Raw genomic sequence first — 21,801 nt, forward strand, 5'->3', positions numbered from 1 at the left:
CGCGGACACCCCGCCGGCGTCCGATGGCGCCCCCGCTGGGGAGGCGGCTGCCCGCATCGCGACGCCGGACTCCGCCCCACGTGCCGAACCGGACACCGTCCGTGCCCCGCGGCCCCGGACGGATCCGGAGGACCGGGCCGACACGGATGCCACCGCGCCGACAGAACCACCAGCGCCTTCCGCCCCGGCCCCGGCCCCTGAGAGTTCCGCGGCCTCCGCGTCCACCCGCGCGCGCAACCTGATCGTGCCGGTACCGGACCGGCAGCCGCGGCAGACCTCCCCCGAGGCCGCCCCGGTCCTGCCGGGACGCCCCGAAGCCCAGGTGCTGCAGGTGCGCGCTCCCGGGCGCCCTGATGTGGTCCCCGACGGGATTCCCTGTCCTTGGTGTTCCACCTCCAACGAACCGGTGCGCCACTTCTGTGACCGCTGCGCCATGCCCATGTCCCGTACGGCCGACGACGCTACGACGGTGCCACCGTGGTGGCGGCGTCTGCTTGACCGCCGTAACCGTCCCGCGCCGTGGGCCGGGGACCGCCCGCGGCTGCGGTTCGGTTTCGACCGTGTCGGCAACTGGCTGGGCGCGGCGGTCGTGCTGGCCCTGATCGCGTGCGCGGTGGTGTACACCGGCCCCGCCATCGACGCGGTCCGCGACCACTTCGTCAAGCGGGCGCCCGTCGCTCCAGACCGGGTCAGCGCGTCACGGTCGTACGCGGGGCACGGCGCCCCGCTGGCCTTCGACCGGATCAACAACACCTGGTGGGGTCCCGGGGTGTCGCAGTCAGGCGACGGCGACTGGCTGGAGGCCGCCTTCGACCGGCCGACCCGGCTGCTGGACCTGGTCATCACCCCCGGAGTGTCCGCCCGGGGCGATCAATTGGGCAAGTCGGCCCAGCCGCACCAGGTAGACGCCGTCATTACCACGGCGGAGGGGAAGAAGGTGACGCGCAGGCTCACCTTCGACCAGGGCGCGGGTGCGCAGCGCAGGCGGTTCACGGTCGGCGAGGTGACCTCGGTGCGCCTCGTCGTCGGCTCCGCCTACAACGCGTCCGAGGACAAGCAACTGGCGATCGCCGAGATCGAGTTCTTCGGGGCGTCCAGCGGCAACAGCGGCTGACGCGGGAATCCGGCTCGGGCGACGTGACCCCGCACGGCGGAACGCCGCGCCTCACGAGGTGAGGCGCGGCGTCGCCGGACGGTACGGCCGGCTCAGACGAGCTCGGCCGAGAGGGTGATGGACGTACCCGACAGAGCCTGGCTGACAGGGCAACCCCCCTAGTACATGAAGTAGGAGGAGATACGGTCGTCCCACCCGGGCGGGGCGACCCAGCTCTCGTGCGGGCCGCTCTCCAGCCACTCGCCCAGGTAGTTCTTGTCCTCGAAGACACGGACGCGGTAGTCGGAGTCGTTGACGATCGAGGGGATCTTGTCGTCCTTCTGGGCGGGCAGCGCGGCGACCACTGCGGCCGGTTCTCCAGCAGTCCGGTGAAATCGGCGGCGTCGAAGACGCGCACAGCGCGCCAGCCAGTGCGCCGACGCCGTATCCCTTGGTGCGCAACTTCGCATTACTCATACCCCCGCGTTCGGTCGAACCGCCGTTCACCCCGCGACCTTCATGGCGACGACGCTGACCGAGGCGTCCGGCATGCCGGCTGACGAACCGCTGGAGAAGGGCGTCGCGGCCACCCGCCGCCTGGTGGACGACCCCGCGCTGGCCGAGGTCACCGGTGCCTACTTCCACAGTTTCGACCGGGCCGCCCCGTCGGAGCCGGACGCCCTGTCACTCGACTACCGCCACCGCCTCGCTGCGGTGACCCAGGACCTGCACGCGGCCGTCGACGCCTGACCGGCCGCACACCCCACGCGAAGCGACCCACCCCTCACTCCGGAGCACCTCATGGCCCACACGTATGTCAGCGCTGTCGTATGCGCCACCGCCGAAGCCGTCTGGCAGGTCGTCCGCCCCTTCGACGGCCTGCCGCGCTGGCATCCGGCGATCGCCTCCAGCGTGCTGGAAGAAGGCGGCCCGGCGGAGATCGGGGCGCTGCGACGGCTGCGCTTCGCCGGTGGCGACACCGAGGTCCTGGAACGCCTGACCGCCCTCGATGACGTCCGGCGCACCTTCACCTACGAGCTGGTGGAGCACCCCTTCCCGGTCCGCCGCAGTGTCTCCACGCTGCGTGTACTGCCCGTGGTGGACACGGGTGAGGCGTTCGTCGAGTGGTGGGCGGAGTCGGAGGAGGACGCCGGGGACGCCGTCGGCGCCCAGGCACTCGTCGAGGAGCTCTACGGCAGCGGTCTGACCGCCCTGCGGCACCACTTCGCCGCCGGCCGGCCCGGCGGAGCGACGCACGTGCGCGCGACGCCGCCGCCTCCTTCGTGTGCGCCGCCGCCTCCTCCTCGGGGAGAGGGCAACAGGAAGGAGGAACGGGGGTCCGGCTCCACCTCGCGTACGGGGGGCCGGCGCGGGAGCCGCTCTACTGTTGCCGTATGAAAGCAATGAGGTCCCTGGCCGGGCGCGGCATGCCGCCCGCGCTGACCGACATGGCGCTGGCCGTCCTGGCGGCCGGCGGCTGCCTGGCGCTGCCCGAGGTCGTCCCGGCGGGCGACCAGGCGTTGCGCACACCGGACGACAAGTGGCTGGCCCTCGTGCTGCTGACCGCCGCGCCGCTCGCCGTACACCGCCGGGCCCCACTGGTGACCCTGCTGGTCACGGCCTCGGCGGCAACCACCTTGCAGGGCCTCTCTTACGTACCGCAGGTGGCGGGACCGCAGGGCACGTCGATCGGTCCGACCTACCTGGCCGTCGCCACGGCGGTGTTCCTCACCGCCGTGCGCCGGGGGCCCTGGCTCACGACCGTCGTCGCGGGGGTGTTCATCCCCCTCGACGCACTCGCCGAGGCGCTGCTCGCACCGGTCGGTCACCGGCTGGCCGCGTTCGTCACCATGGCCGTGCTTCTGCTGGCGGCCTGGGCGCTCGGCCGCCTCGCCAGAGCCCGTGCCGCGATCCGGGACGAGGCCGTGGAACGCGCGGCCGCGCTGGAGCGGGAGCAGGCCGCCAACGCCCGCGCGGCGGTGATGCACGAGCGGACGCGCATCGCCCGTGAGCTGCACGACATCGTCGCGCACAACGTGAGCCTCATGGTCGTGCAGACAATCGCCGCCGACCGCGTGCAGGACCGTACGCCGGACAAGGCACATGAACTGCACGCGGCGGTCGAGCAGACCGGCCGGGACACCGTGACGGAGCTGCGCCGGCTGCTGGACGTCTTGCGTACGGACGAGGACGAGGGTGATCCCTCCAAGGAGCCACCGCAGCCGACCGTCGACGCCGTTCCCTCGCTGGTCGACTCCGTGCGGGCCACCGGTCTCGACATCGACTTCGCGGTGTCGGGCACACCGCTGCCCCTGCCGGCCGGTACGCATCTGACGGCCTACCGCGTCGTCCAGGAGGCACTGACGAACACGATGAAGCACGCCGGGCCGGCCCGTGCCCGGGTGCGTCTCGTCTGGGACGACGACCCGGCCCGGCTCACGGTCCGGATCTGCGACGACGGCCCGGCCGACGCGCTAACGGCCGCGCGGAACCCCACCGCGATCGCGCACGGCACCGGCCACGGCCTGGTGGGCATGCGGGAACGGGTCGCCGCGGTGGGCGGCACCCTGCACACCGGCATACGCCCCGGCGGCGGCTACTGTGTGCACGCCGTGCTGGACCTGTCGTGATCCGACCGACGACGACACCTCGATGAAGGAACGGAAGCGCATGCGGCCCATCAGCGTACTGCTGGCCGACGACCAGCCCATGATCCGGACGGGCTTCCGGCTCATCCTGGAGGCCGAGGGAGACATCGAGGTCGTGGCGGAGGCGTCCGACGGGCGGGAGGCCGTCGCGGAGACCGAGAGGCTGTCACCCGACGTCGTCCTCATGGACATCCGGATGCCCACCATGGACGGTGTGGAGGCCACCGAGCTGATCGTCCGGAACAATCCGTCCAGCCGCGTCATCATCCTCACCACGTTCGACCTGGACGCACATGTCGTGGACGCGCTGCGGTCCGGAGCGAGCGGTTTCCTGGTGAAGGACGGGCCGGCGGACTCCCTGGTCGAGGCGATCCGCATGGTGGCGACGGGCGACGCGGTACTCGCTCCCCGTGTCACCCGGCGGCTCCTGGACCGCTTCGCCGCTCTGCCGTTGCAGACCGCACCCGCCCAGCCGCCCCGTCTGGACGCGCTCACGGCACGCGAACTGGACGTCCTGCGCACGCTGGCCCGGGGACTGTCCAACGCCGAGATCGGGCGGGAACTGGGGATCGGTGAGACGACGGTGAAGACCCACGTCGCCCACATCCTGGACAAGTTCCAGCTGCGCGACCGGGTGCAAGCCGTGGTCCTCGCTTACGACTGCGGGCTCGTGAAGCCCTCCACTCCGTCTTCGAGCGACGCCGACTGACCGCGTCCAGGAGAGTCCTCCGCCGGCCGGGTGCGTAGCTGTCGACGCACCCGGCCGGCGTCCGTGGCATCAGTCGGGCACGTGTCCCTGTGTCTCCCACAGCCACACCCGCTCCTGTACCTCGTCGATGGCTCGCGTCAGGTAGCGGCGATACGTACTGAACGCCATGTTGAGCCGACGCGCCATGGCCTCCTGGGTGTGCGCCGATTGAAACGTCATCGTCAGTACGGCATGCAGGTGCTGGGTGCGGGGGTTGTCCTGGAGCCGCTGGACAGCTTTGTTGAGCACCTCTTGCAGAGCCGCCACCGCCTTGGAGCCGTCGTCGGCCTCGATAATTCTGAACTTCAGCAGTGGACTGACGGCGAGCGCGTCGGGATCGAGCCAGTTCCGCAACGCGTCACGGACGGCCGCATCGGCCTCCGCACGCGTCAGGGCGACACTGACACCCTTCGGTTCCTCCGCGGGCTTCTCCGGCTGCCCGCCCAGCAGGCGGACGTCGATGCCCTCCGCCCACTCGTCGACACGCACGGCACGCCAGTCATGACAGAAGAGTCCCGGTGTCCGTCCGGACCGGCCTGGCGGCTGGAACATGTCCATGTAGGTCATCAGCGGCTCCCAGAACTCGGGATCCGCCATCACCACGCAGGACCACGCGCAGTGCCTCGCCCGCAGGAGTTCGAAGATGATGCGCATGTGGACCAGGTCCCAGGCCCGGGACGGTCGGTGCGGAGTGTGCCGATGCACCATGAAGCGGGCGATGTTGACATGTTCGCCGTGGCGCGGCGGGGCCATGACGCTGACGGCGTCCCAGGCCTCCGCCGCGACGGGATCGGCCCGCCGCATGTCCGCGTCGGGCCACTCGACGCGCAACCACGCCATGAAGCCCAGCAGTTCGTTGGAGCTGTAGCGCCGGTGCACCTTGAAGGACTCGGGCTGCCGGGTCAGCCAGTACTCGACTGCGGCCGCGCTCTGCTCGCCTTCGATCTCCCGCGTCATGCGCACCAGTTCGGCGGCTTCCTCCGGACGCGGCGTGTCCTCGTAGGCGCCTCCCTCGTCCCGGCTGCCGCGGAACTTCCGGATCCACGAGGTTCTGGAGATGATGTAGTTGTAGGCACCGGTGGCCCTCAGAGCCTCTCGCTCGGGCGCGTTGCGGATGCGCTCGACGAGGTGACGGCGAACCGCCCGGTGCATCGCCATGTACCGGTCCGGGTCCCGCCAGCGGAAGTCGCTGTCCAACGAGTCACGAATGACGTCGTGCGGGTACACCCCGTACCGGCCGGAGCGGACGAAGGGAAGCTGCCTCAGCCAAGCGAACAACTGGGTGGCGTCTTCTTCCGGGAGCACCACCCGCAGCAGGTCTTCCGTCGTGTCCAGCGCGTGGCCGCAGATCTCCAGAGCGTGACGGTGGGCGGGAGAGGGCAGGTCACCGACAAGGTGGGACAGAAGTTGCTCGGTGACCGCTCTGGACGGCTCCCAGACCGTGCCGTCCGTGCTGCCGTGAGCGGCGACCTCGGCGGCCAGCCGCAGAGCGAGCGGATTGCCTCCCGCGAAGCCGAGGAGCTCCCTGTGGGCGGTCGGGTCGGCTCCCTGCCCCGCCAGAAGTCCTGCCGCCTCGTCCGCGTCGAGTTCGGAGAGTGGCACGACCCTCATCAGGTCGCGCCATCCGAGGTCGGTGCGCCACAGGGGACCGGGCGGTAGGCGGCCGGCGAGGACCACGAGTACGCCGGTGGGCAGCCGGGGAAGGAAACGGTTGCGTAACCACTCCTCCATGTCCCGGCAGCGTTCGAAACTGTCGACCATCAGAACACAGTCGTCCTGGAACAGGGCACCGGTCGCCGCCTGCTCGAAGGCGGCCGGGGAAGGGTAGATCGTGCGGGTGTCCACGGACACGACAGGCCTGCCCGCACTACGGGCCTCGACTGCGTAGCGCTGGAGCAGTGCGCTCTTGCCGATACCGCCCGGTCCGTGCAGAACGATGACCGACGGTGCGGACGGCACTCCGCTCAGAGCGCGGCGGAAGAGTTCGACTTCCTCCTCACGGCCGACGAAGTTCTGCATTCTCGCCGTAGCGAGCCTGTCGGCGAACCGGCCGCGCCGGTCCGGACCATGCGGGCGAGAAGTCTCACCGGCGGAGCGGGAGGCACAATCTTCCGTCGCCATTCCGTTCCTGTCCTTCCTCACTGTGCACCGCGTTGGGCTGACCTGCCCCGTGCGGCTCGGTGTGTGCGTGCGCTCCTGGAGCACGGTCGTCCGGACGGGCAGCCGACCCGCGGGCCGACGCGCTTCGACTTCACGTCACCGCTCCCCCCATGACTCACCGTGAGCTGACCGCACGCAGTTCATGTGACGCCACGTGACCGACAGGCCTTCGTCGACGCTGTCGCACCGGACGTCCGTACTCGGCCCGCATGCGCAGCGCCACGCCGCACACGAGGCCATATTCGCGTTGTATAGATCAATTACTTTATAGGAAGAGAGGCATCGCCCTTCCCGCCGACAATCTCGTTCCGTACATGGAACGCACTCCGTCCGGGGGAGGTGTGCACGAAACCCTGCGGTCACCCAAAGTAACCACCGGTGGATTCGGTCATCGCGGCCGGAAGCTCGTTTCGGCAGATGAAGCGGGCCTGGAACGCCCCTGCTGTCACTCAGAGCAGCAGTGGCCCGACCGGGCCCGCCAGATGCACACTGCGGCGAACGCGCACGGCGGTGTGCCCGCATTCTTCCGTTTGCGACGTCCATGCCGGGCGGCGCTCACACATTCGCCAACTTCTGCTCAGTACTGCTCACTCGACGGCCCAACGCCCGTCGAAGCGGCCGGAAATCCCCTGTTCCGGTTGCGCCGAGCCGGTGGCGCACAGGACGGGACGGCGGACAGGCCCTGCACACCGTCACCCCGTTGGCAAGGCGGCACCACAGCAGACTGCCGAACTATGCCCACACGATGATCATTAGCTGTTCACCTCGGTATGCATGTCCAGCCGGGCTTATACCATCCCGAGGTGCAGCAGATGGAGAGCGCCAAAAGCGCCGACTTCCTAGCGGCCACGTCCGTCGTCAGACGGACGGACACGCCGGGAACTTTCGACAGTCATCTTTCACCGGTGTGGGGCACCGCCGAGGGCATCGACGGGGGGATCCTATTGGCCGTCGCCGCCCGCGCGACAGCGGCGGCGACGGCCGTACGCGCGGAACGCTTCTTTCCCAGCTCCGTCAGCGCCTTCTTCCTCACGGCCTCGCGTCCGGGGCCGGTCCGCATACACACCGATGTCATCCAGCGCGGCAGCCGCTTCACCACCACCCAGGTCTCGCTGACCCAGAAGACGGAGGACGACCGGGAGATCGAGCGGCTGCGCGCCCTCGTCTCGCACGGAACCCTCGCCTCTCAGGCACCCGTCCACACCCCGCTGCCGCCGGCCATCACCCCGCCCTCGGCCTGCATCGCCCGTGCTGATGCCCCCGGCGGAACGGCCAAACGCCTCGGCCACCTGGCCGGCATCGACATACGGCTGACGCCTGAGTGCGCCGGCTGGGCCTTCGATTCCCCCTCGCGCACCGGCCACTTCGACGGCTGGTTCCGGCTGGCCAACGGCCGTGACCCGGACCCTCTGGCGCTACTGGCCGCTGTGCACGCCCTTCCTCCGATCTCCTTCGACTTCGGCCGTGTCGGGTGGCTTCCCACCGTGCAGCTGACGGCCCACATCCGCGGCTTCCCCGCTCCGGGATGGTTGCAGGTGCGCACGAGCACCAAGGCACTGAGGGAGGACCACGTCGTCGAGGACGCCGAGGTCTGGGACTCGGACGGCGAGCTTGTCCTGCAGTCACGTCAATTCGCGGCCTTCGTGTGAACCGCGCGGACGACGGGTCCGGCTGTCGGATCGTCTGGGAGGCATCGGTCGGGGCGGGCGACCGCAGCGACGACGGCGTCGTGTGTCGCCACTGCCGGCGATGGCCACGCACCGAGCCCGAAACGGGTGTCCGTCCCTGCTGGGACGTGTACGGACTGTGGCCCGTGGTCCCGCACGACGTCGCGGCCGGGGAACCGCTTCGCGGCGTGGTGGCCCGCCTTGGCGGAAGTGAGCAATTCTGAGCGGCCCGAAGCTGCGGTTTCGGTGATCACGACCCGTCAGGATGGGATGACGAGGTCCGGCCGCGGCCATCCGGTGCGCGACGGCGGGACCTTCGTGGGCACTGCCACGCCGTTCACCGTGGCACGTTCTTGTCGGCCCGACTCTCGTTCTGTCGAAGGTGTTCCATGCGCATTCTGTTCTCCGGCACTCCGGCCTACGGCCATCTGCTGCCGTTGCTTCCCCTGGAGAGGGCCGCCCGCCGGGCCGGTCACACCACCGCTTTCCTCACGCACCCGTCACTGGAATCCGTCGTGGGTCCCGCTCCCGTCGTTCCGGCGGGTGCCACGCTGGAGGCGACTCTGGTGGAGTTCCAGCAGCGGACCGGGAAGGATGCCACGACCGACATGTCTCCGGCGACCGCCGGCGAGTTCTTCGGCGGTACCCGAGTCGACCTGGGCGCCGACGAGGCACTGCCGGCGGCCCGCGAGTTCGCCCCCGACCTGGTGGTCGCCGAGACGGCGGACTTCCTCGGCCCGCTCGTCGCCTCGGAGCTGGGAGTGCAGTGGGCGTCCCACGGTGTGGGCATCGCGCTGGAGGCTCCCCTGGCGGAGGCGATGCGGTCGACTGCCATGGCGCGCGCCGCGGAGCGGGGCATCACTCTGACCCTGCCCTTCGCCTCGGTGGATCCCTGGCCCTCCTGTCTCCAGCGCGACGACTGGAAGCCGTCGGCGGACCGCGTCACCATCCGGCCCGAGGCACACGAGTCCGAGAAGACCTCGCAGTGGCGCCGGCCGTCGTTCCCCGGCCGTGAGCATCTCCCTCGGGTGCTGGTGACCCTGGGCACCATCATCGACGACTCCGACGCCCTCGTGAAGATCGTCGCGTCGCTCGCCGGCCAGGACGTGAACGTGGTGGTCGCGCTTCCGCCGTCAGTCGAGGGAGAGACGTTGCCTGTGGAGGGGGACGGTGTCCATGTGACCGGTTTCGTGCCGATGGGGCTTCTGCTCCAGGGCGTGGACGCGGTGGTCTCCTCCGGTGGCGCCGGCACGGTGCTGTCGGTGCTCGGCGCCGGTGTCCCGATGGTGATCTGGCCCCTGGGACTCGACAAGCCCCTGAACGCGGAGCGGACCGCGGCCCTCGGGGCCGCCGAAGTCATCGGCGCGGCGGACGAGGCCGGTGCCGCCGTCACTCGGGTGCTGGAAAGACCGTCGTACCGGACGGCCGCCCAGGACGCGGCAGCGGTGATCGCGGCCATGACCCCGGCCGAGGAAGTCCTTACCCTGCTGACCGGACTACGGGACCACTGACACACCCGCTGAACAGGTAGGACATCCTGAAGGGAACACCATGTACGCAGTGAGGCAGCACGTCTTCGGCCCGCCGGAGACGCTCGTCTATCAAGAGGTCGACACCCCCTCGCCCGGTCCCGGCGAGGTCGGTCTGACTGTGACGGCGGCAGGCGTCCACCTCATGGACACCGTGCTCCGCGCGGGGAGAGAGATGGGGATGGCGCTGCCCTACCTCCCGATGACACCGGGCCGCGAGGCCGCGGGCGTGGTGGACACCGTCGGCGCCGGGGTCGACGCGAGCTGGCTCGGCGCCCGGGTGGTGGCCTACCTCGGGCACGAACGCAACGGCGGCTACGCGACCCACGCCGTGGCGGCGGCCGACGCCCTGCACCGCGTCCCGGAAGGCGTCGACGACGCCACCGCGGTCGCCATGATCGGGACGGGCCGCACCGCGGTCGGCGTGCTCGAGCAGGCGGCGCTGTCGGCCGAGGACGTCGTGGTGGTGACCGCCGCGGCCGGCGGGATGGGGACCCTGCTCGTCCAGGCGGCACGGCAGGCGGGCGCCAGGGTGATCGGCCTGGCCGGCGGCAGGCACAAGACCGAAGCGGTGCTGGAGCAGGGCGCCGACCAAGCCGTGGACTACACGCTGGCCGACTGGGAACGACACCTCGGTGAGACTCTCCGGGGCGGAGCGTCGACTGTCGTCTTCGACGGAGTGGGCGGCCGTCTCGGTCGGGGCGCCGCGGAGTCACTCGGTGCAGGGGGCAGGCACCTGTACTACGGCTGGGCGTCCGACGAGGGGCACTTCACCACGTTCACCGAGGCGGAGCTGGAGAAGTACGGCATCACGTCACAACTGGTGGTGGGGCCTTCCCTCTTCGCACTGCCCGGTGGCATCCGCCGACTGGAGGAGGCCGCGCTCGCCCGGGCGGCACAAGGCCTGTTCCGTCCCGTCGTACGCTCCTTCCCCCTTGCCCTCGCCGCACAGGCGCACTCGGCGCTGGAGACACGGGGCACCATGGGCAAGGTGGTTCTGCGGCCCCAGGCCGACGACCGTCCGTGACCCCTGCTCAACGCGTCAGGGTGGGAGCAGGGGCAGACCCGTCTGTTCGTGCTGCCACAGCCTCTCCTCAATGCGCGAGATCGCGGTCGTCAGGTGCCGGCGGTAGGTGCTGTACGGCATCTGCAGTCGCCGCGCCGCCGCCTCCTGGGTGGGTGCGCCCTCTAGGAAGGCGAGGGTGGCGACCTGGTGTGCCTTGTCGCCGCCACGCGCGGTCACAAGGCCCGCGACGGCGTTGGACAGTACTTCCCGCAAGGTCATGCCATGGTCGACGATGAGCCGACTGTGGCGTAGCGGGTTGGCTTCAAGCGCTTGCGGTCGCCGTAGATCACGTAGGGCCGAACGGACCGCGACGGTGAACTCCGGCTTGGACATCGCGTGTGCTGACGGCACCGGAGCCGACGGCCGGTCCGTGAGGGTGGTGACGGTGAAGTCACCGTCGTCGTCCGTGTCGGTCAGCAGCGTCCGCTGCTTCTCGGCCAGCCAGTCCCTGGGGGACATGTCGCGCCAGTCGTGGGCGAAGAGCCGGTAGGGGTGTCCGCCGACCATGACGAGCCGGTCCAGTGGCGCCATGTCGCAAAAGTTCATGTGCGCGTCCCAGAAGCCGTCGTCCCGCAACACGATGAACGACCAGGCGAGGTCGGTGTCGCGCAGGAGTTCGCCCAGCATGCGCCAGAGCATCAGGTCCATCACTGGGGAAGGCCGTTGGTACTGGCGCGGGTACACGTGGAAGCGGCCGACCACGATGTGCTCGCCGGGCGCGAGAGGGCCGTGAACGTCCACGTGCTCCCAGGCGGCCTCGGCGACCGGATCGTGCTCGCGTCCCTGGGAGGGCTCCGGACGCAACCAGGCCGAGAAGGCGGTGGCGGGTGACGTACCGCGCAGCCGCTGCACCCGGAAGTCCTGCGGCCGGTTCTCGAGCCAGTAGCGGAGCGGACCGGTCGTATCGGCACCTTCTCCCCGCTCGGCGAGCGCCAGGACGTCGGCTTCGTCCGCGGGGTCGTAGGGATGGTCTTCCACCAGTCCCGGGGTGTACCACGCATGGCTCTGTGCCATATGGCCCGCTCCCCGGTAGAGGAACTGCAAGGAACCCACGTACGGGAGCAGTCTGCCGCGCGAGGCAGAGCCGATCCGCTCCACCAGGTGACGGTGCAGTCGCCGGTACAACTGGTCGAACCGCTCGGGGTCGCGCCACTTCAGGTCTGCCGCGAGTGCCTCCCGGACGGCATCGTGCGGGAAGACACCCTCGGTGCAGCGGTCGATGTAAGGCTGTTCGCGCATCCACGCGAAGAGTTCCGGCGCGTCGTCACCGACCATGGCGCGCAGGAGTGTCTCGGTGGTCAAGTGCGCCTGCGCGCAGACTTCGAGAGCCAGCCGGTGCCGGGGGCCGGGCAGTTCTCCCAGGATGTTGCGCAGCAGCGGAGCGACGATCTCCGCGGTGGGCTCCCACGGCCGGGAGGCGGGCAGATCGTGCCCGGCGGACGCGTGGACGGCCAGGACCAGGGCGAGTGGATGGCCACAGGCGAACGCGAGCAGCGCGTCGCGCCGGGCCGGATCGACCCCCCGCTTCTCCAGGAAGGTCGCCGCCTCGTCCGCGCCGAGGTCGCCGAGAGCGATCACCTTGAGTACGTCCGCCCACCCCGGGTCCGCCGACCACCTCACGTCCGGCGCGTGGCGGCCGGCGACGACGACCAAGGTGTCGGCGGGCAGCCCCGGCAGAAACTCGTCACGCAGCCAGCCTTCCAGACTCTGGCAGTACTCGAAGGTGTCGATCAGCAGCAGCGCTCGTGGGGCTCGCACGGCTGTCTCGGCGGCCGTCTCAAACGCCTGAGGTGCGGCCGGCACCACCCGTCCGTCGATGTGGACGACCGTCCGGTCAGCGGCGGCCTCCTTGGCGTACTGCCGGATGAGCGCGGACTTGCCGATGCCTCCAGGGCCGTGCACCCACAGCACGGAAGGCGCGTCAGGGCCTCCCGCGAGGGCCTCACGCAGGAGAAGCAGTTCGGTCTCCCTGCCGACGAACACTTGCTCGTTCGCCGCGCTGATCCGGTCGGCGATCCTGCCGCGTGGTGGCGCTTCCATGCCATGCCTTTCATACCCGGCGGGCCCTGCCGCCTCGGTCACTGCGTCGTGTCGGACATCCCGTGCTCCCGGCGAGTGGAGCGAATCGGGGCGTCCTGTCCAGCCGAATGCCGGCACCCTCGAGCACTCAGTCACCGGCACGGAGACCGTCGAGTGTGAGGTCGAGGAGACGCTCGGCCTGCTCCCGCTGCTCGGGCCGGCCCGAGGCCAGTGCGATGCCGGTGAGGCCGCGAACATGTCGGTCGCTCTGATGTCGTCGCGAACGGTACCGGCTTCGACCCCGGCGTCGAGAAGGGAGGTCAGCGCGGTGAGAATCAACTCGTGACTCTGGGCGTAGGGGTTGACCCCCGTCGCGACCAAGGAACGCAGGGCGTCGGCCATGCCCAGCTTCGCGGTCGCATAGTCGATGAAGCGGCCCATCCACTCACGCAGCGCGTCCCGCGGCGGGAGGGTGGCCAAGAGCTCGGGTGCGGCGTCGCAGAGTTTGGCCAGCTCGTTGGGGTAGGCGGCCTCGATGAGGACTTCCCTGCTGGGGAAGTTGCGGTAAAGCGTTCCTGGAACCGACGACCGGTTCATCCTCCGCATCGAAGTGGCCCACGCGTGCCGCTCATCCGACGACAGTTCACGGCGGTTGAAAGACGCGCTGAAGGACAAGGCCCGCGAGGGAAAGCCGCATGTGGGCAACCGTCCGTACGGCTACACCAGCAACGGTCAGGCGATCATCGAAGAAGAAGCGGAGATCGTCCGCGAGGTCTTCCGCCGGCATCTAGACGGTGAGTCACCCTTGGGCATTGCCCAGGACCTGACCACGCGGGGAGTGCCGACGTCCAAGGGCAAGACGTGGCAACCGGAGAACGTCCGGCATCTGCTCTCGTCCAACTTCGTGGCGGGTGTTCGGATCCACCAGGGCGAGGAGGTGGGTACCGGGACGTGGCCCGCCATCATCGACCGGGGCCAGTGGGACGAGGTTCAGCGGTTCAGGGAGTACCGGGCTACTCAGGCAAAGGACAAGCAGAAGCGACCGACCCGGTACTACGTGCTGCGCGGAGTGGTGACGTGCGCGTGCGGGGCCCGCATGGCCGGCACGAACAGCATCCGGTACGCCTACTACCGGTGCATGCGGGCCGACGACGTCGATCAGCAGAGGTGCGATCGATCCGTGTCCGCAGTGCCCATGGAAGCCTTCGCGCGAGATGTGGCGATCAAGGTTCTGACCAAGCTGGACACCTCGGGCTACGAACCCGCTACGACCACGCGTCCCGAGGCTGACGTTCTCGCGGACGAGAAGGACCGGGCGAAGCTGGAAGAGCTGAAACAGCTTTGGCTCAACGATGACGACTTTACGACTGCCGACTTCCAATCCATGCGTGCCCCCATCCTCAAGCGTATGAAGGAGCGACAGCGGAAGACCGTCAAACGACCTGTCGCCGTCCTGGAGGGGATCGCCGGACCAGAGGCCGAAGCCAACTGGGAGAGGCTGGAGAGGGCGGAGGACTACGCACGCATGAACGCGATCTACCGCTTCCTGTTCGCCGCCGTGGTCGTCCGCCCGCCGACGAGGAAGGGCAGGGGGTTCGACACCGACCGGGTGGACATCAAGCCAAACCCGCTGGACTAAAGCAGCCAGTCGACCAATATCGCTCCTCCTGCGAGTCCGCCCTTCACCGTGAACCGAGTCGCTTCATCCGCGGTAGCCAACGCCCACCCCGGCGGAACGAATACGGCGAGACCTCCACCAACCCCAGACAGTGTGGGCCACCAGAGCGACCGCAACGGCAACAGCCGTGAACCGAACGCCGGTCCAGGTGCCCAGAACAACCTGACTCGGCCCGCGCGACTCCGTCTCCAGACGCATGGAAGTCTCATAAAAAGCCACCAGGGGAATAAGCAGCCGGAAGAAAAGGCCGCCGATGCCCGGCACCTGCGCGAGGTTCCCCAGGAGCCCAAGGGGTGCTCCGAAGAGGAATGCCAGCACACCCCAGAGGACAATTCCGGATGATCCCGCACCTGAGGAATCCAGTCCACCCAGGGAGGCCAGGCTTCCCTTAGTCAGGTAGTAGGTCACGACACCGATAGCCAGCCCCAGAGGCGCGAGAACAACCGATTCGATTTTAGACAGACGGAAATAACCCACCAGAAACGCGTAACAGGCCCACGGCCACCCACCGGTGAAAACGGCACCCACGGCCGCACCTGGACGGCCGCCCCAATGCTCAACGACAGGCCCTATCAGGCCAAGCAACAAGCCAAGCCCGAGTGGCACCGCAAACGACGCGGCCCGGACACCCCAAAAATTCACTCTCTCCCCTTCCGGCCCTAATGCGGAATTACTCCGGACCTGCGTGCGCCCGGAGTAATGCCCACCCGAGGGAGGTCAACCCTCATCACGGCGGATACATTTATGCATTATCGTAATACGCATAGCAGGTCCATGCCGCACCTTGTGTTGAGTTGGCGTAGGAAGTCTGCCCCTTCGCCACCCAGCCACTTCCATGGTCGACATTCTGGACCCTGACCGTTGACCTGTGCGTCACATCCGCGATGTAGTTCGAATAGCATCTCTTTCCAGCCGACACCAGCTCGTACCCATAGCACCACTTGCCATGAGTCACATTCTGGCAGGTATTCCCTCTCGCCTGAGTGGCCGAAACTTTGACTTCTAGCTTTACCACGCCCCATTCGGAGGGATTACCCAGCTCCGCTGGCGGGTTGACGCCGTCACCCCTCTTGTGGATGACGGGCTGCCCAGTTATGAGGCCGTCGCTGGCCTCAACCACGGTATCGCCGGTACCGGTTCCGCTCCTAGGGCCGTAGGCCGCCGCCGGGGTGGCAAAGCTGGAAACCGCAAGCGCGGCGCCCGAAATGCGGTCGCCAGCGCCGCGTTGATCGCGGCCCAGTTGGGCCGACGGCCGCGCAGGCCCCACAGGGCGACGCCGGTCAGCCCCGCGCAGGACAGGGCGATGCCCGCCGCCGCCCACCCGTCCGGCACCTCGTGGGCGAAGACGGCGGCGAGCAGGGTGACCACCAGCGGCGCGGTGCCGCGCGCGATCGGGTACGCCTGCCCGAAGTCGCCCAGTCGGAAGGACTTCATCAGCAGGACGTAGTAGGCGAGGTGGATGACCGCCGAGGCGATCAGGTACGGCCACGCCCCCGCAGCCGGGACGGGCACGAAGGGCATCATGGCCAGCCCGATCAGTGACCCGCCGCCCGCGATCAGCGTGAACCCGACGAGCTTGTCGGTGATCTGGTGCGCGATGGCGTTCCAGCTCGCGTGGGTGACCGCGGCCAGCAGCACGGCCGCGGTCACCAGCGGGGTCATGCGGTGTGCTCGCGCACGTCCACCAGGGCGGCGCCGGCGTGGGCGACAAGGTCCTCGGGCCGCATGGGGAAGACGGTGTACGGGGTGCCGGCCGCGGCCCACACGGTGTCGTGGTCGAGGAGGGAACGGTCGGCGAGGACCCGCGTCCGGGTGCGGTGCCCGAAGGGCGGCACGCCCCCGATCGCGTATCCCGTCGCCTCCCGTACGACGTCGGCCTTGGCGCGGGTGACCTTCTCGGCGCCGAGCGCCTCCCGGACCAGGTCGAGATCGACCCGGGAGGAACCGTCCATCAGCACCAGCACCGGCACGCCGTCCGCCGCGAAGATCAACGACTTGCAGATCTCGCTCAACTCGCACCCGAGCGCCGCCGCGGCCTCGGCGGCGGTCCGCGTGGCGTCCGGGAAACGCCGGATGCGCAGGTGCAGGTCGTCGAGGCCGAGTTCGCGCAGGGCCGCGGCGAAACGGGGGTGGGCTGCGGAGCCGTCAGTGTCGGTCGTCGTCATACCCGGCACGCTAGTGGTGGGTGTACGGGGCATGCGACCGGGATACGGCGTCGTCCCCCACGCCTGCGCCTACCCTGAGATCACCGAGCGGACCGCTGCCACCCGGTCGGCCAGATCGCCTGCGGGGATGTCGATGAGCTCGTAGCCGAACGCGCGGTAGGTCTGTTCGTGGAACTCCTCGAAGACAAGAGACTCCTGGAAGCTGATCCGCCGGGCACTGGTCGGCTCGCAGAAGCCCAGAGGGCGGACGAAGAGCACCTGCCGCTCATAGATCCCGCCGGTGGTGATTCGCTCGATCTCCGCGGTCAACGCCCGGGACACCGGCCTCCCCAGGTAGGTGGCCAGCGCGTGCGTGCAGACCGGTGACCGGTCGAAGACCTGGACGGTTCCCGTGACGGGCCCGTCCAACTGCCGTTCCCTCTGCAGCTCGACGACCTCGTCGACAAAGTCCGCCCGCGTCCACGGCTCCGCCTCCCCCAGAGCCTGCGCCCGCGCGATGACCGCGGTCGCCGCCTCCTCCACGACCGCGTAGCCGAGCTCGGCCAGGCCCCGCAGGATCGAGGTCTTGCCGGCGCCGGGGGTGCCGGTGAGAACGTAACGCTGCATGTCGGAGGCCTTCCGTACGGTGATGGACGGGCGCGGCTGATGCCCCGAGCCCACTCGGGACAGCCTGTCGGCGGAGGGAAGGGAGGGCGCGTTGCTCGAACGGCTCATGCGCCGGAGGCGGTTGCGGGAGCGCTCCCCAACCAGCAGATTACGACGATGACTTCGGCACCCGCACCCGAGATACGCCCTTACCGCCCCACCGACCGCCCCGCCCTCGACGACATCTGCGTCCGCACCGCACACGTCGGCCAGGACAGCCGCCCCCACTACGCCGACCCCGGTATCTTCCCGGCGATCTTCGCGGCACCGTACGTCCACCTGGAGCCGGACCTGGCCTTCGTCCTGGACGACGGACAGGGACAAGCCGTCGGATACGTCCTCGGCACCGCGGACACGCCCCGCTTCGTCGAGGACTTCCGGGCGAAGTGGCTGCCGCTGGTGGCCGATCGGTACCCCGAGCCGAAAGCCCCGCCCCGTACTCCCGACGACGAGATCATCCCCCTGCTGCACCACCCCGAGCGCATGCTCGTCCCGGAAGTCGCCGCCTATCCTGCCCACCTCCACATCGACCTGCTCCCCGGCTGGCAGGGGCGCGGCTACGGGCGGGCCCTGATGCGGACCTTTCTCGACGCCCTGCGGGAGAAGGCCGTACCGGCCGTGCATCTGTCCATGCTCACCGCCAACACCCCCGCCCGGGCCTTCTACGACCGCCTCGGCTTCCACGAGATCGAGGTGCCGGACGCCGATCCGGGCGTGACCTATCTCGGGCGCACGTCAGAAGCCGGGGGACAGAAGCCGGCAGACAGTAGCCATGTACCGTATTCGTCGTGAGTGACGACGCACCGAAGCCCCCCTCCCCCACCCCCGGCTACCTCGTCTGGCGCCTGGCCAACAAGTGGCGTACCGCGGTCGACCAGGCCCTCGCGCCCTTGAACCTGACGCATGCCCAGTACGTCCTGCTGGCCTCCCTGAGCGGGATGGAGCGGTCGGGCCGGCAGCCGAGTCAGCGGGAGCTCGCCGAGTACACGGGGCTCGAGGCGCTGTACGTGTCGAAGCTGGCCCGGTCGCTGGAGGCGGGCGGGCTGGTCCGGCGCACCCGGGATGCCGAGGACACCCGGGTCGTGCGCCTGGCGCTGACCGACGAGGGCCGTAAAGCCGTGCGGCCCGCCATCGACGCCGTACAGGTGCTGCTCGACCAGTTGCTCACCCCGCTCGGCGGGCTGGACGACCGGCGGACCGACGACTTCAGGCGCACCCTGACGCAGCTCCTCGACACCCCGCTGGGCTGAGACGAGGAAAGCCGGTGAGGACGCCCCGTCCCCACGGAGCCCTCACCGGCTGGTCAAACAGAGGGTGCGCTGCGCGTCAGACGCGCACCAGCTCCCGGTCCTCGTCCGGATCCGCGTCCTTGACGTCGTCCGGCGTGCGCAGGCTCTCGCCCTCGACGTCCACGTTCGGCAGGGCGCGGTCCAGCCACTTCGGCAGCCACCAGGCTTTTTTGCCGAGGAGCGCGAGCACCGCCGGGACGATCGCCATGCGGACCACGAACGCGTCGAAGAAGACGGCGATCGCGAGGCCGAAGCCGATCATCTTGATCATCGACTCGCTGGAGCTGATGAAGCCGCCGAAGACGGCCATCATGATGACCGCGGCGGCTGCCACGACCCGGGCACTGTGCCGGAAGCCGGTGACGATGGCCTGGCTCGGCGACTCGCCGTGGACGTACGCCTCCCGCATGCGGGTCACGAGGAAGACCTCGTAGTCCATCGCGAGACCGAAGACCACACCCACCATGAAGATCGGCATCATCGACATGATCGGGCCGGTTTCCTCGACGCCGATCAGGCCGCCGAGCCAGCCCCACTGGAAGACCGCGACCACGGCACCGAGTGCGGCGAGCACGCTGAGCAGGAAGCCGAGGGCCGCCTTCAGCGGGACCAGGATCGAGCGGAAGATCACGATCAGGAGCAGGAAGGCGAGGCCGACCACCAGGGCCAGGTACGGGATCAGCGCGTCGGTGAGCTTCTGCGAGAAGTCGATGTTCATCGCGGTGGTGCCGGTGACCAGGACCCTCGCGCCCGTGTCCGACGTGATGTCGGTGCCCTGGTCGCGGATGGAGTGCACCAGGTCCTCGGTCTGTACCGAGGACGGCTTGGAGTCCGGGATCACGGTGATCGTCGCCGTGTCGCCGGTCTTGTTGAACGCGGCCGGGGTCACCGTCACGACGTCCTTGAGACCCTTGATCCCGTCGGTGACCGTGGTGGCCGCCGCCTTGGGGTCGTCGCTGTCCTTGGCGTCGACGACGATCATGAGGGGGCCGTTGAAGCCGGGGCCGAAGCCCTCGGACAGCAGGTCGTACGCCCGGCGCTGGGTGGTGGAGGTCGGCTGCGAGCCGTCGTCGGGCAGGCCCAGTTCCAGCTGGGTGGCCGGAACGGCGATCGCGCCCAGCCCGACCACGCCGAGCAGCAGCACGGCGACCGGACGGCGGACGACGAAGCTCGCCCAGCGGGTGCCCATGCCGGGCTTGGCCTGCGCCGCGGACTTCTCGGGCGCCCCGGACTTCTCGCCGCCGCGCCGCTTGCGCTTCTCGCCGGTCGGCCGGACCTTCCGGCCCGCGTACCCGAGCAGCGCCGGGATCATGGTCAGCGCGATGAGGACGGCCACCACGACCGTGCCGGCCGCCGCGAGGCCCATCTTGGTCAGCATCGGGACGCCGACGACGGAGAGACCCGCCAGTGCGATCACGACCGTGAGACCCGCGAAGACGACCGCGGAGCCGGCGGTGCCGGTGGCCCGGCCTGCCGCCTCCTCGCGGTCACGGCCCTCGGCCAGCTCACCCCGGTAGCGGGAGACGATGAACAGCGCGTAGTCGATGCCGACCGCGAGGCCGATCATCAACGCGAGCGTGGAGGTGGTGTCGCCGAGGTCGAGCGCGTTGGCGAGGGCGGTGATGGTGGAGACGCCGATGCCGACGCCGATGACGGCCGTCAGCAGCGGCAGTCCGGCCGCGACCAGCGAGCCCAGGGTGAGGACGAGGACGAGCGCGGCGATGGCGAGACCGACGACCTCGCCGATCGCCCCCGGCTCGGCCGCGGCCTGCAGGGCGTCACCTCCGACGTCGACGGTCAGGCCGGTGGCCCGGGCCTCGTCCGCGGCCGCTTCGAGGGCGTCGCGGGTCGTGTCCTTCAGCTCCATGCCGGGGGCGTCGTACTTCACGGACGTGTAGGCGACCGTGCCGTCCTTGCTCACGGCGTTCGTGGTGAACGGGTCGGTGACGGAGACGACCTCGGACCCGTCGCTCAGTTCCTTGACGGACTTGGCGACGGTCGCCTTGTTGCCGGCGTCCGTCATCTTCTCGCCCTCGGGCGCCTTGAAGACGATGCGGCCGGTCCCGCCGTCGGCGCTGGCGCCGGGGAAACGCTGTTCCAGCAGGTCGAAGGCCTTCTGCGCCTCGGTGCCGGGGATGGAGAAGGAGGTGGCGCCCGCGGAGGGGGCGCTGGCCGCGCCGACGCCGGCCAGCGTCAGCAGGGCGACCCATATCAGGGCGACGAAATGCCGTCGCCGGAAGGCGAGCCGGCCGAGTTTGTAGAGGAACGTGGCCACGAAGGCGTACTCCCGGTCAGGTCGTGGTTTTCAGGGCAGGGGTCATCAGCCCGACGACGTGAGCGGTTACGTCAGGTGGGATCCAGCTGTGGGGACTTGCTAGGGAACCGAGACGCCGAGGGCGGGGAGGACCACGGCGTCGATGTACGAACGAAGGAATTCCTGCGTGGGCGGCAGCTCGTCGATCAGCGTGCGGGTGGCGAAGGCGCCGACCATCATGTGGACGACGTACTCGCGCGCCGGACAGTCGGCCCGGACCTCACCGCGGTCCACCGCGCGCTGCATGACCTTGCGGAACTCACCCATCTCCGGTTCGACGAGCAGCGCCTTGAGCGCCCGCATCAGATCCGGGTTCGAGTGCGCGGCCATGGCCAGCGCCCGCATCAGATCGGAGTTGCGCTCCATGGTGCAGTCGTCCTCGCGTGCCACGAGGGTCTGGAAGTCACCCCGTAGGGATCCGGTGTCGACCTCGCCGATGCTGCCCGGCTTGTTGTGCCGCATGGCCTTGACGACCAGTTCGGGCTTGCCGCCCCACTGGCGGTACAAGGTCGCCTTGCTGGATCGCGTACGGGTGGCGACGGCGTCCATGGTGAGGGCGTCGTAGCCGACTTCCCGGAGCAGGTCGAGCACGGCCGCGTAGAGCTCGGCCTCGCGCTCGGGCGTGATCCGACTGCGGCGCACCGTTGCGACTTCAGTCATGACACTCACCTTCCGGCTCCGAACGACACGGTTTCGTACGTGACGAATGTAGCGCACTCTCATGCGAAACGAAACTGTTTCGTTCGTGTCGCGGTTCACCTGCGGCAGACTCGTACATGT

Annotated in this window: 19 protein-coding genes and 2 pseudogenes; 11 read left to right on the plus strand and 10 right to left on the minus strand. The window is 69.4% G+C overall.

Annotated elements, in window-relative coordinates; genetic code table 11:
• Window positions 1-433 precede the first annotated feature (433 nt).
• A complete protein-coding gene (locus tag KUM49_RS50535; RefSeq protein ID WP_308407005.1) occupies window positions 434-1,114 on the plus strand; it encodes a carbohydrate-binding protein in 681 nt (226 codons plus the stop codon).
• Window positions 1,115-1,272: 158 nt separating this feature from the next.
• On the opposite strand, the gene KUM49_RS43645 is transcribed toward KUM49_RS50535, so the two are convergent.
• Window positions 1,273-1,458: a peptidase inhibitor family I36 protein gene (locus KUM49_RS43645; RefSeq protein ID WP_217242496.1), complete on the minus strand. Its 186-nt coding sequence runs from the start codon at window positions 1,456-1,458 to the stop codon at window positions 1,273-1,275.
• Between the two features lie 154 nt (window positions 1,459-1,612).
• Here KUM49_RS43645 and KUM49_RS43650 point away from each other — a divergent pair, with 154 nt between their 5' ends.
• From KUM49_RS43650 to KUM49_RS43665, 4 genes are read left to right on the plus strand one after another with little or no spacing between them, the layout of a single operon-like run.
• Window positions 1,613-1,843: a hypothetical protein gene (locus KUM49_RS43650; RefSeq protein WP_217242497.1), complete on the plus strand. Its 231-nt coding sequence runs from the start codon at window positions 1,613-1,615 to the stop codon at window positions 1,841-1,843.
• Window positions 1,844-1,894: 51 nt separating this feature from the next.
• The gene (locus KUM49_RS43655; protein ID WP_217242498.1) at window positions 1,895-2,491 is read left to right on the plus strand and encodes an SRPBCC family protein; all 597 of its coding nucleotides are present in this window, start codon (window positions 1,895-1,897) and stop codon (window positions 2,489-2,491) included.
• Window positions 2,488-3,723: a sensor histidine kinase gene (locus KUM49_RS43660; protein WP_217242499.1), complete on the plus strand. Its 1,236-nt coding sequence runs from the start codon at window positions 2,488-2,490 to the stop codon at window positions 3,721-3,723. The genes KUM49_RS43655 and KUM49_RS43660 overlap by 4 nt, the downstream gene beginning before the upstream one ends.
• 40 nt (window positions 3,724-3,763) lie before the next feature.
• A complete protein-coding gene (locus KUM49_RS43665; protein WP_217242500.1) occupies window positions 3,764-4,450 on the plus strand; it encodes a response regulator transcription factor in 687 nt (228 codons plus the stop codon).
• A gap of 69 nt (window positions 4,451-4,519) precedes the next feature.
• Here KUM49_RS43665 and KUM49_RS43670 read toward each other — a convergent pair whose 3' ends face one another.
• Window positions 4,520-6,508 (minus strand): ATP-binding protein, encoded by a 1,989-nt coding sequence (locus KUM49_RS43670; protein ID WP_254402660.1) that lies wholly within the window; start codon window positions 6,506-6,508, stop codon window positions 4,520-4,522.
• A gap of 953 nt (window positions 6,509-7,461) precedes the next feature.
• Between KUM49_RS43670 and KUM49_RS43675 the strand changes: the two genes are divergently transcribed.
• The 3 genes from KUM49_RS43675 (at window position 7,462) to KUM49_RS43685 (ending at window position 10,872) form a co-directional block, all read left to right on the plus strand.
• Window positions 7,462-8,298 (plus strand): thioesterase family protein, encoded by an 837-nt coding sequence (locus KUM49_RS43675; protein ID WP_254402702.1) that lies wholly within the window; start codon window positions 7,462-7,464, stop codon window positions 8,296-8,298.
• Window positions 8,299-8,705: 407 nt separating this feature from the next.
• The gene (locus KUM49_RS43680) at window positions 8,706-9,827 is read left to right on the plus strand and encodes a glycosyltransferase (RefSeq protein WP_217242503.1); all 1,122 of its coding nucleotides are present in this window, start codon (window positions 8,706-8,708) and stop codon (window positions 9,825-9,827) included.
• 40 nt (window positions 9,828-9,867) lie between these two features.
• Window positions 9,868-10,872, plus strand: a complete 1,005-nt coding sequence (locus KUM49_RS43685; RefSeq protein WP_217242504.1) for a zinc-binding dehydrogenase — start codon at window positions 9,868-9,870, stop codon at window positions 10,870-10,872.
• Window positions 10,873-10,887: 15 nt separating this feature from the next.
• On the opposite strand, the gene KUM49_RS43690 is transcribed toward KUM49_RS43685, so the two are convergent.
• Complete coding sequence (locus tag KUM49_RS43690; RefSeq protein WP_217242505.1) at window positions 10,888-12,951, minus strand: AAA family ATPase; 2,064 nt, start codon at window positions 12,949-12,951, stop codon at window positions 10,888-10,890.
• A 127-nt stretch (window positions 12,952-13,078) separates the two neighbouring features.
• A pseudogene (locus KUM49_RS43695) lies at window positions 13,079-13,635 on the minus strand (TetR/AcrR family transcriptional regulator).
• Between KUM49_RS43695 and KUM49_RS43700 the strand changes: the two are divergent.
• Window positions 13,583-14,569 carry a recombinase family protein gene (locus KUM49_RS43700; RefSeq protein WP_254402661.1) on the plus strand — a complete coding sequence of 329 codons (987 nt, stop codon included), beginning with the start codon at window positions 13,583-13,585 and terminating at the stop codon, window positions 14,567-14,569. The pseudogene KUM49_RS43695 and the gene KUM49_RS43700 sit on opposite strands and share 53 nt — an antisense overlap.
• Before the next feature lie 63 nt (window positions 14,570-14,632).
• Here KUM49_RS43700 and KUM49_RS43705 read toward each other — a convergent pair whose 3' ends face one another.
• The 4 genes and pseudogenes from KUM49_RS43705 to KUM49_RS43720 all read right to left on the minus strand — a co-directional run bounded on the left by KUM49_RS43705 (window position 14,633) and on the right by KUM49_RS43720 (window position 17,487).
• Entirely contained in the window at window positions 14,633-15,136 is a 504-nt protein-coding gene (locus KUM49_RS43705; RefSeq protein WP_308407006.1) for a hypothetical protein, read from the minus strand.
• Window positions 15,137-15,817: 681 nt separating this feature from the next.
• Window positions 15,818-16,270, minus strand: a pseudogene (locus KUM49_RS43710) (EamA family transporter); the annotation flags it as partial.
• Window positions 16,267-16,773, minus strand: a complete 507-nt coding sequence (locus KUM49_RS43715; RefSeq protein ID WP_217242507.1) for a YbaK/EbsC family protein — start codon at window positions 16,771-16,773, stop codon at window positions 16,267-16,269. The gene KUM49_RS43715 and the pseudogene KUM49_RS43710, both read right to left, overlap by 4 nt.
• A 69-nt stretch (window positions 16,774-16,842) precedes the next feature.
• A complete protein-coding gene (locus KUM49_RS43720; protein WP_254402662.1) occupies window positions 16,843-17,487 on the minus strand; it encodes an ATP-binding protein in 645 nt (214 codons plus the stop codon).
• A 48-nt stretch (window positions 17,488-17,535) separates the two neighbouring features.
• On the opposite strand from KUM49_RS43720, the gene KUM49_RS43725 reads away from it, so the two are divergent.
• Window positions 17,536-18,210, plus strand: coding sequence for a GNAT family N-acetyltransferase (locus tag KUM49_RS43725; protein ID WP_217242508.1), 675 nt, complete (start codon window positions 17,536-17,538; stop codon window positions 18,208-18,210).
• Window positions 18,207-18,668 (plus strand): MarR family winged helix-turn-helix transcriptional regulator, encoded by a 462-nt coding sequence (locus KUM49_RS43730; protein ID WP_217242509.1) that lies wholly within the window; start codon window positions 18,207-18,209, stop codon window positions 18,666-18,668. Before KUM49_RS43725 ends, KUM49_RS43730 begins: the two co-directional genes overlap by 4 nt.
• Before the next feature lie 76 nt (window positions 18,669-18,744).
• Here KUM49_RS43730 and KUM49_RS43735 read toward each other — a convergent pair whose 3' ends face one another.
• Complete coding sequence (locus tag KUM49_RS43735) at window positions 18,745-20,982, minus strand: MMPL family transporter (RefSeq protein WP_217242510.1); 2,238 nt, start codon at window positions 20,980-20,982, stop codon at window positions 18,745-18,747.
• A gap of 99 nt (window positions 20,983-21,081) precedes the next feature.
• The gene (locus KUM49_RS43740) at window positions 21,082-21,681 is read right to left on the minus strand and encodes a TetR/AcrR family transcriptional regulator (RefSeq protein WP_217242511.1); all 600 of its coding nucleotides are present in this window, start codon (window positions 21,679-21,681) and stop codon (window positions 21,082-21,084) included.
• Window positions 21,682-21,801: the final 120 nt, after the last annotated feature.

It is taken from the genome of Streptomyces sp. AC555_RSS877 (assembly GCF_019049245.1).
In the GTDB taxonomy this organism is placed as follows: Bacteria; Actinomycetota; Actinomycetes; order Streptomycetales; family Streptomycetaceae; genus Streptomyces.

Bases quoted from the DNA above. Each gene is read 5' to 3' on its own strand.
- KUM49_RS50535 (WP_308407005.1), top strand. From the start codon at position 434: ATGCCCATGTCCCGTACGGCCGACGACGCTACGACGGTGCCACCGTGG.
- KUM49_RS43650 (WP_217242497.1), top strand. From the start codon at position 1,613: ATGGCGACGACGCTGACCGAGGCGTCCGGCATGCCGGCTGACGAACCG.
- KUM49_RS43655 (WP_217242498.1), top strand. From the start codon at position 1,895: ATGGCCCACACGTATGTCAGCGCTGTCGTATGCGCCACCGCCGAAGCC.
- KUM49_RS43660 (WP_217242499.1), top strand. From the start codon at position 2,488: ATGAAAGCAATGAGGTCCCTGGCCGGGCGCGGCATGCCGCCCGCGCTG.
- KUM49_RS43665 (WP_217242500.1), top strand. From the start codon at position 3,764: ATGCGGCCCATCAGCGTACTGCTGGCCGACGACCAGCCCATGATCCGG.
- KUM49_RS43670 (WP_254402660.1), bottom strand. From the start codon at position 6,508: ATGCAGAACTTCGTCGGCCGTGAGGAGGAAGTCGAACTCTTCCGCCGC.
- KUM49_RS43675 (WP_254402702.1), top strand. From the start codon at position 7,462: ATGGAGAGCGCCAAAAGCGCCGACTTCCTAGCGGCCACGTCCGTCGTC.
- KUM49_RS43680 (WP_217242503.1), top strand. From the start codon at position 8,706: ATGCGCATTCTGTTCTCCGGCACTCCGGCCTACGGCCATCTGCTGCCG.
- KUM49_RS43685 (WP_217242504.1), top strand. From the start codon at position 9,868: ATGTACGCAGTGAGGCAGCACGTCTTCGGCCCGCCGGAGACGCTCGTC.
- KUM49_RS43690 (WP_217242505.1), bottom strand. From the start codon at position 12,951: ATGGAAGCGCCACCACGCGGCAGGATCGCCGACCGGATCAGCGCGGCG.
- KUM49_RS43715 (WP_217242507.1), bottom strand. From the start codon at position 16,773: ATGACGACGACCGACACTGACGGCTCCGCAGCCCACCCCCGTTTCGCC.
- KUM49_RS43720 (WP_254402662.1), bottom strand. From the start codon at position 17,487: ATGAGCCGTTCGAGCAACGCGCCCTCCCTTCCCTCCGCCGACAGGCTG.
- KUM49_RS43725 (WP_217242508.1), top strand. From the start codon at position 17,536: ATGACTTCGGCACCCGCACCCGAGATACGCCCTTACCGCCCCACCGAC.
- KUM49_RS43740 (WP_217242511.1), bottom strand. From the start codon at position 21,681: ATGACTGAAGTCGCAACGGTGCGCCGCAGTCGGATCACGCCCGAGCGC.